This is a genomic window from Deltaproteobacteria bacterium, assembly GCA_028818775.1.
Classification (GTDB): domain Bacteria; phylum Desulfobacterota; class Binatia; order UBA9968; family JAJDTQ01; genus JAJDTQ01.
In genome coordinates this window covers 1-11,289 of record JAPPNE010000170.1, presented here as the reverse complement: position 1 = coordinate 11,289, position 11,289 = coordinate 1, and the positions used below count along the sequence as shown (strand labels likewise).

The window sequence follows — 11,289 nt, the reverse complement described above, 5'->3', positions numbered from 1 at the left end:
TCCCAATCCTGCGCCACCAGCTTGCATTCCACCTTCAGCCGCTCGCAGAGCGCCATGGCGATGTCGATGTCGAACCCCTTGAGTTGACCCGACTGGTCGACGAAGTTGAATGGCGGATAGTAGCCTTCGCTGCCGATGCGCAACGGATTCGGTACGCCCGACTCCGCATACGCCACGCGTGCGGCGGACAACAGCCCCGCGATGAATACGGCCATCAAGAATGCGATGAGACCTTTCATGGAACCGTGCTCCTTTCGTCCTGCCACGAGTTTGGACTAGCGTGCACGTTGCCGGCGCGGGTTTCAACAAGCCTTTCTCTCGTCCTGCTCCGGGCCGCGCTCGGCCCATTTCATCGCCGCGAAGGCCCCCGCTCCAAAGACCGCGAAAGCGGCAATCTGGGCGTACATGGTGCCGTCGAAAGTCTGGCCCACCAGCGCTCCGAACGGCACCGCGATGAAAGTGGGGAGCGAAGCGACCACCGCCGCTCCCACACCGGCGATGTGGCCCAGCGGTTCCATGGCGAGCGCATTGAGATTGCCGAAGAGGAGTCCGAAACAGACGAACATGACCAGCAGGTAGGCCATGAACAGCCACAGCGGGGGAAGCCCGTCGAAGGCGGCGGCCGGCGCCCACGCAACGACGGAGACCAGCGCGATGGACCCCGCCGCCGCCCTGGTGATCCGGCGCATCCCATACCTGAGCACGAGGCGGGCGTTCATGAGCGAGGCGCCGCCGATGGCCAGCGCCAGCGCGCCGAAATAGACCGGAAAGAGGGCGCCGACCCGGTAGGCCTCCTGGAAGATCTGCTGGACAGAGCTCAGGTAGGCGATGAACGGCGCGAACGCGCAGGCGGTGGCGAGGATATAACCGCGCGCGGCCCGAATGCGCAGGACCTCCAGGACGGCACCACCGACGGACCGCGGCGAAAGGGGTCGCCGGCGGGCGGCGGTCAGGGTTTCCGGCTGCCGGAGCGCAAGCCAGACGAATCCGATGGCGGCGACGGCGAAGAACGTGCCGAATATCGCCCGCCAGCCCGCCAGCCACTGGATGCCCTGTCCGAGGGCCGGAGCGACGGTGGGCACGAGGATGAACACGGCGATGGCGAACGACATGAGTCGAGCCATCTGCCGTCCCTCGTACTGATCGCGCACCAGGGCGATGATCACGATGCGCGGCCCCGCCACTCCGATGCCCTGCACGACGCGGCTCGCGATCATAACCTCGAAGACCGGAGCGAAGACGCTCATGAGGCAACCCGCCATGTACAGGCCCAAGCCGGCATGGATGGCGGGCTTGCGTCCGAAACGATCGGAGAGCGGGCCGAAAACGATCTGACCGAGGGCGAGCCCCATGAGCATCGCCGTGATGACGAACTGCACGTCGTTCCGGCGCGGTGCCCCGAGGTCGTGGCCTATGGCGGGCAACGCCGGCAGCATCGCGTCGGTCGAGAGCGCGGGGAGCGACATCAGCAGGGCGACGAGGGCCAGGAATTCGCCGCGGCGAAGCGGGGTCGTGCGACTCAATCTTCCTCCCCGTGCTTCACGGCGGACTGGTCAAGGAAGTGACTTGTCCGGGCTGTTGAACAGGGTTTCCATGGGGGATGCATCCTCGATCAGGTTGCATCTCTCCATGCATATTACCAACGGGGGCGGTGGAGGCAACCCGCCGCCGGATTCGGCGCACGCGGCGGCCGTGGTCCCATGGCCGCCGCTTCGTTTGCCCAACCGGTCTGACCTTGGTTTACTCTACGGATGCCCTTGGGACTCTCCGCAGCATGGCGACACGCACGGCTCATCTCGCGCTGCCTGTGCCTGACGACGCTCGCGGGGGTCCTCTCCCTGTCCACCGCATCCGCGGGAGAAGGCCGGCTGCAGCTTTCCTACCGCGCGTACTTCGCCGACATCCGTGCGGGCAATCTCGATCTCCGCGTCGACTTCGATGCTGCGTCGTATGACCCGGATGCGGCGGCGTACGACCTCGATGCGTCGGCGTATGCCGTGCGGCTGCGCCTGAAGACCAGTGGTCTGGTCAAGGCTCTCACGCGCCTCAAGACGACGGCCTATTCCCACGGCGCGTTCGTTTCGGGGGAAATCGTGCCGGTCCGGGCAGGCTACAGCAGCAAGCGGTGGCGCAAGAAGCGCTTGGTCGAGCTTGGCTTCAACGAGGGAACGCCGAGGGTCGTGCGCATCAAGCCACGTCGGAAGGGCGGGAACCCGCCGTCGGTTGCCCCGGCCCAGCTCAAGGGTGCCCTCGACCCCGCCGGCGCCCTGCTTGCGGTGCTCTCCCGTTTCGATGCTGGCCAGGGATGCAGGCTGCGGATTCCGGTCTATACCGGCCGCCGTCTCTACGAGCTCGTGGGCGAGCCTCACGGGACCGGAGTGGGGCGACTCAAGGCCAGCCGGTACTCTCCCTTTGCCGGCGCCACGGTGAACTGTCGCCTCCGGCTCGAGAGGAAGGCGGGATTCAAGCCGCAATCAGGGAAAGGCCGGGACCGTCCCCACACCGATGTGCGACTCCACATGGCGCGGGTATTCGATGAGACCCCGCCGGTTCCCGTCCGTTTCGCCGGTGAGACAGGGTACGGTTCCCTGGTGGCGTATCTCCATCGGGCAAAGCTGGACGCAGGGGGCCTCAAGCGGGAGTTGCGCTTACGCCCGGGAAGGAAGCGCAGGCGCTAGCGCGCGGAGATGGCTTCAGCCCTGAGCACGAGAACCCTGGCCCTGACCGTTTGCATCGCGGGACTTCTGTTCTGGGCGGTCACATCGGGCGCCTGGGCCGCCGACCGCAATTTCTCGCAGTATCCGGGCTTTGCCGAGTACTTTGCCGCGAATCCGCCGGCACCCGTCGCGGGCCCGGCCGATCAGGCTCTGGCCCGCCGGCACGCGCCGCGTTTCCACCTGCCCGCCGGCCACGAGGGGCCCATCGACTTCTACCGCGACTACATCGCCCACGGTCACCTGGTGACCGGAGACGGCCTCCGCATCGACGGTCCGACTCCCGCGGACCTGAACCGCTACCGGGAAGACGTCCGCGCCGAGTTCACGCACGTGCCCGGTGACGGCCATCCGCGTCCAGTGGTCTACGCCGCGGTGGAGCGCACGGGTTTGTGGGCGCGGCCGAAGGCCGGGCAGACGCCCGAGGAGTTCACCGTCGTCACCTACCACCTGGTCTTCCGGGTGAGCGGCCTGCCCGCGGCGCTGCCCATGGCGTTCGCTTTGCCGCTGCGGTTGGTAGCCGACCTGGACGACTGGCACCAGCTCGACCACTACACCGCCGCGTTCGTTGTTCTGGATGCGGCCGGGCGTCCCGTGGCCCTCACGCTGCAGCAGCACAACTACCTGCGCACCCACTTGGTGGGCGAGTCGGTGGAGTTGGGACCCGAGGGACGCTTCGACATCGACATCGCCATTCGCTCCAACGAGCTGTACCCGCACGCGCCCGGCCGCACCGTCCGGCGCGCGGTGCGGTTTCTCGACTCCGAAGCCAGGGCCTTCATGATGGGATTCGGCGAGCGGCCGACGATGTCCGCGGACGACATTACCGACCCGGACCGGACCGTCGACTACGAGATGGAGTTCCTGCCGGGCGCCGACGCCTTCTACTCCTTCCACGGCTTCCTGGGCGAACGCCGCCGCCTGCCCGGCCGCGACGGCCCGCCCGGCGCGCGCTACAACACCCGCCCGCAACTCAAGCCGCTGCCCGCTCAGATCCTTGACGGCTACTGGCGCGACGGCAACGAGGGTGACTGGCGGCGGTACCAGCGCAGCCGGGCGAACGGCGCCGGCCGTGCCGGCTTCGCCCGCGCCCAGGCCGCGGTCTTCCACTACAACCTCGACTGCCTGCGCCGCCACCGTGAGGGGTGCAAGCTGGAGTAACGTCGGCTGTATTTTGCTGCGGTGGTTGAACGGACGCAAGCGGTATGCCATCATAATGCATTCAGAAAGGAATGACATGGGCAATCTGACCATCCGCAACCTTGACGACAGGATCATCGAGCAGCTCAAGTTGCAGGCGAAAGCGAACCAGCGGTCGCTCGAAGGGGAACTCCGTCACCTTTTGACGCAAATGGTGGAAAGGTACCGGAGCATCGCGGACTTCCGGGGCCGTACGGGAAAGCTCATCTCGCAGGCAGCCGGCACCCCCCAGACGGACAGCGCCAAGCTGTTGCGCGAGGACCGTGATCGGTGAGGCTGACGGTCGATGCCAGCGTCGTCGTCAAGTGGTTTGTGCCCGAGCCCGCGCACCGGGAGGCGCGGCTGTTGCTTGCCCCTCGTTTCCAGTTGTACGCCCCGGCCCTCGTGCTCGTCGAATTCGCCAACACGATCTGGAAGAAGGCGGCCAGGGGCGAGGTTGCCGATTCACAGCCGTACTTTGAAGAACTTGCGAGTTTGTCCCGCATCCTTGTCCTCCATGACGACGCCGGTCTCCTTGGCCGCGCTACGGAGATCGCCATCGATCTCCACCATCCAATCTATGACTGTCTCTACTTGGCATGCGCCGAGGTTGCCGACTCCGACTTGATCACCGCCGACAGACGATTCGCGGTGAAGGCGGCGCGCCGGTTGCCCCAAACCCGTGTCCGCTACATCGGAACGCCGCGTGTCGCGCGCTGGATCAAAGCCACAAGGACTGCGCTGTTCATCAAGCGGACAAGGATGGAGGAGTTGATCGCCGCCCAGGACAGGTTCTCGGCAACAGAGAAGTCCGTGCTGGAAGACTATTTCGCGCAACATAGTGGAGGGTTGCGTGTTCTTCCGGGCGAAGCGATGGACTTGTTTCTGACGAGTACCCCGTTCCGACGTCTGGTCAAGCTCGTAAAGGATCTGAGTGACGAAGAACGCATCGACCTGCTTGCCCTCGGATGGTTCGGCGCCGGACTGTACCCCACGTGGGAGCGAAGCCTGGAAGCCGCCGAAGCTGACTTTGCGCGTACGAGTGTGGAGTACGTGGCCGGCTATAGCCGTCATTGGCAGACGGGATACAATCGTGTGACGAGTGGATCGTCACGAGGTCAGAGTCAATGAAGAGGGGTTTACCTGACGATGAGGGTTTGAATCCCTTCCCCTCCGCCAGAATCAAATCCATGGGCGTGAGCGGCGCAAAGCGGCCTACGCCTGAAGCGCAGTGGCCACGATCAGGTAGGTACAGGGTGGTTCCGAGCACGTCGTTGAACGCGGTCACCAGCGGGCCGGCGGCGACGGCGGTGGCAATGATCACCGGCAGGAACGCGGCCAGCCCCACGATGTTCTCGAGCACCACTTCGCGCGGCAACAGGTCCGCGGATGCGTCCCGCGGTGGTTGCCGTGCCTCTGGAGCCGAATGTTGCATCGTCGTTCAAAGGCAGGCGTTGAGGATGTCGCCGTGGAGGTCCACGGCGGTGAGGCCGCAGTAGTCTAGGTCGTAGCCGGCGCGCACTTCGATGCCGCCTTCCAGCAGGCGTTGCAGCACCAGGCGGCGGAAGCTGCCGTGGCCCATGACGCCGTCCTCGTGCTCCTTGAGGTCGGCTTCCTCGTGGGTGGAGAAATAGACGGCCTGTTCGGCGGTAAGGCCGTAGTGGGTGGTGAGGGCCTTGAAGCAGTCGGCGGACCAGTATCCGGTCTGTTCCTCGGTGGCTCCGGCCGCGTAGAACTCGGCTACGGTCCCCTCCCACAGGATCGCGCGCTTGAAGTCGATCTTGGCGCGGAACTCCGCCAGCATGGGCTCCAGATAGACCTCGTCCTCCTCGATCCCCAGGGCCTTGGCCGTCTCCAGCACGACATGAATGTGTCCCGGCGGCTCGGGGTGCAGCAGTTCATCGGCCAGCTTGCGGGCCATGGGCGCCATGAGGTCGCGGTTGCGGCGGAAGAAGGCGATGTGCTTGTGGTAGGATGCCGCCTCCACGGTATTGATCTCGATGGTGTAGGAAGCCCAGTTCTTGAAGAACGTCCGCAGCGCGGCCTGCGGCAGGCTTCCCTCCATGAGCTGAACCATGAAGGGCGAGCCGGTCACCCGCTCGCGCCAACGCTGCGCCACCTTGCGATAGTGCTCGTCCACGCGGGCCTTGGCCTCCCGTGAACTCATCCCGGAAATGATCATGGCGTTCGAAGTCCCTTCCGGCTCGGGCCGCCGGCAGCGCCCGGCCCTGTTGCCCGGTCTTGGTTTGTACTATACAGCACGGAGTCCGAAAGGCCGTCAACATGGAGGAGAAGCTCATGTACAAACGTTTCAGGATGATCACCGGGCTCTTGTCGGGGTTGGCGTTTGTCGCGGCGCTGGCCGTGCCGGCGGTCGCCCAGGAGTCCTTCGCGGGGAAGACCGTCAAGCTGGTGGTGGCCTACTCGCCGGGCGGCTCCTTCGACTTGTATACCCGGCTGATTGCCCGGCACCTCGGCAAGCACCTGCCCGGCAATCCGTCGACGCTCGTGCAGAACATGACCGGCGCCGCGGGCATGATCGCGGCCAACTACATCTACAACACGGCGAAGCCGGACGGCCTCACCATCGGCGCCTTCGCCGGCCCGCTGGTGCTCCAGCACGTCATGGGCAACGACGCGGCAAGGTTCGACGGCCGGAAGTTCGGCTGGCTTGGCGTGCCCGCCCCCAACCACAGCGTCTGCAGCTTCAACCAGAAGAGCGGCATCAAGAACATGGATGACTGGTTCGGCTCGAAGAGGGAGATGTTCATCTCCGCCATCGGTCCGGGCACCAGCACCTCGGACATCCCCAAGCTCATGAAAGCGGCGCTCGGGCTGCCCACGAAGGTGGTCGACGGCTACCGGGGCGGCGCCAGGGCGCGCGTGGCGGTGGAGGCCGGGGAAGCGGACGGGTACTGCGGCTCGCTGCACACGGTGAAATCCATCTGGCGGGAAGCCTTCGAGGCCGGCAGGGTCAACATGGTTGTCCAGAACACGCTCAACGTGCACCCGGATATCAAGGATATCCCGCGGGCCATCGACTACGCCAAGACCGCGGATGCGCGCAAGCTCCTGGAGGTGGCGGACTACGCGCACCGCGGGCAGTTCCCCTACTCCACGCCGCCCAACATGCCGGAAGCGCGCCTCAAGCTGATGCAGAAAGCCTTCATCGATGCCCTCAACGATCCCGCGTTGCGGGCGGAGGCCAAGAAGCTGCGTTTGGCGGTGGACCCCATCGACGGCGCCGAGACCTTGGGCAGCGTCAACAAGCTCTACGGCCTGGAGCCGTCGCTCATCGCAACGTTGAAGGGGATCGTTCTTCCGAAGAAGTGATACGCCGCGCCTCGCCCCGGTAGCCCGGCCGGGGCGCCGCCGCTGCGTGCGCCGCCGCCGGGCGGTCGCGTGGCGGCGCGCCCGCGGCTACCGGGTGGGCAAAACCAGCGTGCACCTGCCGGTCAGGACTTGCCGCCCCTCCTGGTTGGCGCCCTCCAGCTCGCACGCGATCCACGGGTCGGCGGGGTCGGCGCTCTTCTCCACGGCGCGCGCGGCGAACCGCATGGTGTCGCCCTCGAAGGTCGAGTAGGTGTGCCGGATGCCGAGCTTCCGCAGCCGGCCGCGGGGTCCCAGCCAATCGGTCAGCATGCGCATCAGCAGGGCTTGCCGATAGGCGCCGCTGGCGATGAAGGTGCGCAGGCCGGCGTGCTCGCGCACCCAGTCGCGGTCGTAGTGGAGCTGCTGCGTGTTCTCCTGCAGGCCCGCCCAGCGCACCGTGTCGATGATGCTCAGCGGGCCGTACTCGCGGGCCACCAGTTCCGCGCCGGGTTGGACGTCATCGAGGAATCGCTGCTCGGTCATGGTCATCTCCGCGCCGGTCATCCCTGCTTGTTCCTCGCCACGCTTGCGCCCAACGCTTCAGACCGCACCGGTCTCCGCCAGTTCGCGATGGTCGGCATCGGAGTAGCCCAGTTCGGCCAGGATCTCCCGGTTGTGCTGCCCCAGGGTGGGCGCCGGCTCCATTTCCTGATTCCGCACGCGCGCGACCGCCCCGCGCGGGAACGGAATGCGTCCGAACCGCGGGTCATCCGCTTCGGTGAGGTAGCCTCGCGCGATGAGCTGCGGGTCCCGGGTGAGGTCCAGCGGCGTCGACACCGGCGACGACGGAAACCGGCGCCGCTGCCCCTCCTCGACGATCTCCGACTTGGTGAACTGCTTCGACCACGCCAGCACCCGGTCCAGAATGAAGTCCTTCTTCTCCCGTTGCGCATCGTCGGACGCCAGCGAAGGGTCGGCCATGAGCTCCGGGTCCTGGACCCATTCCATGAACTTCTCCCAGCGGCCGGGCCGGTTGATCTGGCTCACCACCCAGTGGCCGTCCTTGCACGGCAGCGCCCCGGAGACGGCGGTGATGGTGCCGCGGTTGCCGCGCCGCTCAGTGCGCGTTCCCGAGAAGGTGTACTCCACCATGGCCTGCTCGACGAAGGTTTCCAGGCAGTCCTGCATGGAGACGCGCACGCGTTGGCCCTTGCCGGTGTTCCGCAGCACGCGGAGGGCGGCGGCCGTGGCGACAGCCGCCTGAATCCCGGTGGCCAGATAGATGATGTGGCCGCCCATGAGCGTGGGCCGGCCGTCGCGGTGTCCGGTGAGGGAGAGCAGCCCTGAGTGGGCGTAGGCGCACAACTCGTCCTCCGCCTCCTCGACGTCGGTCCACACGAGAGCTGCTTTCGGCGGGTCGTCCTCGTCAACGGGCAACCGCCGGCTCGTCACCACGGCATCGGCCGTCTGCAACAGCTCCAGGAACAAAGGCCATCCGGGGGCGGAGTCGAGGTTGAGCGAGAAGCTCCGTTTGCCGGCATTGAGGAAATGGTGAAACGCCCCGTGCTCCGGGTCCGGCGCATCCCCCAGAAACGGGCCGGTGCGACGGACCGCATCGCCGCCCGCGGGATCGATGCGGATCACGTCGTGGCCGGACTCCGCGAGAAGGCGTGCGGCGTAGGCGCCGGCCAAAGAGCCGAGGTCGACAATGCGTGACATGGTCAGTCGTGGTGCCTTTGACTTCGCGGCATTCACGCGCCGCTACGCTCTCATTCCCTTGTCTTCCGTTCCCGAAACAGGGCCACCGTGTGGCGCCGGGTGAATACCAGCTCGTTCTCCGCGTTGCGCACCTCTTCCAGTTGCGTCACGTAGATCCCGACGCCCATCCTGCCCTCGCGCGCCGTGATGTCGACGATGTGGCTTTGGCAGGAAAGCTCCTCGCCCAGGTACACGGGCTTGAGCCACTCGGTCTCGCTGCCCGCGTTGCGCACGTTGGTGTAGGCCGCGGGCACCGGGAGCTGCCGGCGCACGTCGAAGGCGGACCCTCTCCCCTCCTCCGGTTCCTTGATGCTGAAGGGCGTCCAGCCCACCAGAATAGGCGGAAGAAGGCGTCCCTTGTAACCGGCGGAGCGGGCGAACTCGTCGTCCAGCCACAGCGGGTTGACGTCGCCGGTGGCGTCCACGTAACGGCGCACGTCCGACGCGCTCAACGTCCCCAAGGTGCGCACCGGGCCTTTCCGGCCGACGCAGCGGCGCAGTTCGTCGGTGATGATCGTTTCGGCGGATTCGCTCACTATGTCAACGCCCCTGTTCCCGCCAGCTCCGCCAATTCGCTTTCCCGGAGGTCCAGCCATTCCCGCAGAACCTCCCGTGTATCTTGCCCGAGGCATGGGGCGGGCGTCGGCGGGGGCAGGGGACTCTCGGAAAACGCAACGGGCAGCGCCGTCGTCAGCATCGAGCCCACCCGAGGCTCGGCCATTCTCTTGTAGGCGCCGGACGGCGCGCCGTCCTCGGCTAGGTCCTGGACCCGCCGCATGCGCGCCGCCGGGACGCCGGCCCGCCGCAACCGGGTCTCCACCTCCGCGCCATCGTGTCCACGGGTCCACGCCTCGATGCGTTCGTCGATCTCGTCGTGATGGCGCATCCGTTCCGACAGGGTGGCGAAACGGCTTTCGCCCGCCAGCCGCGGGTCCGGGCCTCCCTCGTCCACCGCCTCGGCCAACGCTCTCCACTGCGCGTCGTCGTGGACGCTGACGGCGCACCACTCGTCCTCTCCCGCGCAGCGGTAGACGCCCTGCGGGGCAAAGTGGGCGGAGCGATTGCCCATGCGCTCGGGGCTTCGCCCGTTTACCGCGCTCGACAGAAGCAGCGGCGCGATCATCGAGACGCTGCACTCGAACTGGCCCATGTCCAGGTGGATGCCCTCGCCGGTGTCCTCCCGTTCGGTCAGCGCGCCGATGACGGCGTAGCAGGTGTGGAGCCCGCCGATGTAGTCGTTCCAGGAGTTGGAGATGGCGGTGGGCGGGTCCCCCTCGGCGCCGGTGACCTGCATGAGCCCGGCGGCGCCCTGGAGGTTCATGTTCATGCTGGTCCAGTCCCGTCGCGGACCGCCGTGGCCGTAGCCCGACATGCTGGCGAATATCAGCCGCGGGTTGCCCTCCCGAAGCAACTCGTACCCCAGGCCCAGCCGCTCCATGACCCCCGCGCTGAAGTTCTCCACCACCACGTCCGCGGCCGTTGCCAGCCGCCAGGCGATGCCGCGCCCCGCCGGGTGCTTCAGGTCGACGGCCACCGAGCGCTTGTTGCGGTTGGTGTTGAGATAAGAGGCGTGGCGTCCGTCCGCGTGCCGGTAGGACGACGGCCAAGGGAAGTCCGGATGCTTGCTGCTCTCCACCCGCACCACGTCCGCCCCCAGGTCCGCCAGCAGCCGGGTGCAGAACGGCGCCGCCAGCACGTGGCCGAAGTCGAGGACGCGGACGCCGGACAGGGGAGGCGCATCAAGTTTCACCGTCTTCATACCTCGTTTCGTGGCTCATGCTACGCTGTGCCGAAGCGCGTTTCAAACCCGCCCCGTCTGTCATGCCGCCCCCTTGCTCCAGTTCCATCGTTGACAGGCAACCGCCCGAAACCTATATAATCGCCACCAAACCACCCGCACATCGACCGACGCGAGCGCGAAAGGTTCAAGGTGAACGGAATGAATCGCATGAACGAATTCGTGGACACCCGACAGGGCCTGCTGGACCGCCAGGTTTTCTTCTCCCAGGACATCTACGAGCAGGAGCTGGAGCGAATCTTCGCGCGCTGCTGGCTGTTCCTGGGCCACGAGAGCCAGATCCCCAACCCCAACGATTTCCTCGCCACCTACATGGGCGAGGACCCGGTGCTGCTGTGCCGGGGCGGGGACGGCACCATCCGCGCGTTCCTCAACATGTGCCGCCACCGGGGCAACCGGGTGTGCCGCGCCGACCGGGGCAACGCCACGTCGTTCATGTGCACCTACCATGGCTGGTGCTACGGCAACGACGGCAAGCTCATCGGCGTGCCGGGCATGAAGGAGATCTACAGCAACGAGCTGGACATG

Annotated in this window: 13 protein-coding genes; 6 read left to right on the top strand and 7 right to left on the bottom strand. The window is 66.6% G+C overall.

Annotated elements, in window-relative coordinates:
• Both OXU42_18105 and OXU42_18100 read right to left on the bottom strand, forming a co-directional pair.
• Positions 1 to 239: transporter substrate-binding domain-containing protein (locus OXU42_18105; protein MDE0031300.1), on the bottom strand; the 239-nt coding region annotated here is incomplete at its 3' end.
• A 63-nt stretch (positions 240 to 302) separates the two neighbouring features.
• Entirely contained in the window at positions 303 to 1,523 is a 1,221-nt protein-coding gene (locus tag OXU42_18100) for a multidrug effflux MFS transporter (protein MDE0031299.1), read from the bottom strand.
• A 234-nt stretch (positions 1,524 to 1,757) separates the two neighbouring features.
• Between OXU42_18100 and OXU42_18095 the strand changes: the two genes are divergently transcribed.
• From OXU42_18095 to OXU42_18080, 4 genes are all read left to right on the top strand, one after another.
• Positions 1,758 to 2,678, top strand: a complete 921-nt coding sequence (locus OXU42_18095) for a DUF3108 domain-containing protein (protein MDE0031298.1) — start codon at positions 1,758 to 1,760, stop codon at positions 2,676 to 2,678.
• A 9-nt stretch (positions 2,679 to 2,687) separates the two neighbouring features.
• Positions 2,688 to 3,875: a hypothetical protein gene (locus OXU42_18090; GenBank protein ID MDE0031297.1), complete on the top strand. Its 1,188-nt coding sequence runs from the start codon at positions 2,688 to 2,690 to the stop codon at positions 3,873 to 3,875.
• A 76-nt stretch (positions 3,876 to 3,951) separates the two neighbouring features.
• Complete coding sequence (locus OXU42_18085) at positions 3,952 to 4,188, top strand: hypothetical protein (GenBank protein ID MDE0031296.1); 237 nt, start codon at positions 3,952 to 3,954, stop codon at positions 4,186 to 4,188.
• Positions 4,185 to 5,024, top strand: coding sequence for a type II toxin-antitoxin system VapC family toxin (locus tag OXU42_18080; GenBank protein ID MDE0031295.1), 840 nt, complete (start codon positions 4,185 to 4,187; stop codon positions 5,022 to 5,024). Before OXU42_18085 ends, OXU42_18080 begins: the two co-directional genes overlap by 4 nt.
• Positions 5,025 to 5,334: 310 nt before the next feature.
• On the opposite strand, the gene OXU42_18075 is transcribed toward OXU42_18080, so the two are convergent.
• Positions 5,335 to 6,075, bottom strand: a complete 741-nt coding sequence (locus tag OXU42_18075) for an iron-containing redox enzyme family protein (protein MDE0031294.1) — start codon at positions 6,073 to 6,075, stop codon at positions 5,335 to 5,337.
• Between the two features lie 116 nt (positions 6,076 to 6,191).
• On the opposite strand from OXU42_18075, the gene OXU42_18070 reads away from it, so the two are divergent.
• Positions 6,192 to 7,226, top strand: a complete 1,035-nt coding sequence (locus tag OXU42_18070) for a tripartite tricarboxylate transporter substrate-binding protein (protein MDE0031293.1) — start codon at positions 6,192 to 6,194, stop codon at positions 7,224 to 7,226.
• A gap of 87 nt (positions 7,227 to 7,313) precedes the next feature.
• Here OXU42_18070 and OXU42_18065 read toward each other — a convergent pair whose 3' ends face one another.
• Genes OXU42_18065 through OXU42_18050 form a run of 4 tightly spaced genes read right to left on the bottom strand, consistent with a single transcriptional unit; the run spans position 7,314 to position 10,722 of the window.
• Positions 7,314 to 7,748 carry a MaoC/PaaZ C-terminal domain-containing protein gene (locus OXU42_18065; protein MDE0031292.1) on the bottom strand — a complete coding sequence of 145 codons (435 nt, stop codon included), beginning with the start codon at positions 7,746 to 7,748 and terminating at the stop codon, positions 7,314 to 7,316.
• Between the two features lie 57 nt (positions 7,749 to 7,805).
• On the bottom strand, positions 7,806 to 8,924 hold the full coding sequence (locus tag OXU42_18060) for a CaiB/BaiF CoA-transferase family protein (GenBank protein MDE0031291.1): 1,119 nt from the start codon (positions 8,922 to 8,924) through the stop codon (positions 7,806 to 7,808).
• A 50-nt stretch (positions 8,925 to 8,974) separates the two neighbouring features.
• Entirely contained in the window at positions 8,975 to 9,499 is a 525-nt protein-coding gene (locus OXU42_18055; GenBank protein ID MDE0031290.1) for a MaoC family dehydratase N-terminal domain-containing protein, read from the bottom strand.
• Positions 9,499 to 10,722 carry a CoA transferase gene (locus tag OXU42_18050; protein MDE0031289.1) on the bottom strand — a complete coding sequence of 408 codons (1,224 nt, stop codon included), beginning with the start codon at positions 10,720 to 10,722 and terminating at the stop codon, positions 9,499 to 9,501. Before OXU42_18050 ends, OXU42_18055 begins: the two co-directional genes overlap by 1 nt.
• Positions 10,723 to 10,902: 180 nt before the next feature.
• Between OXU42_18050 and OXU42_18045 the strand changes: the two genes are divergently transcribed.
• Positions 10,903 to 11,289, top strand: a 387-nt coding sequence (locus OXU42_18045) for a Rieske 2Fe-2S domain-containing protein (protein ID MDE0031288.1), incomplete at its 3' end; no start/stop codon positions are given.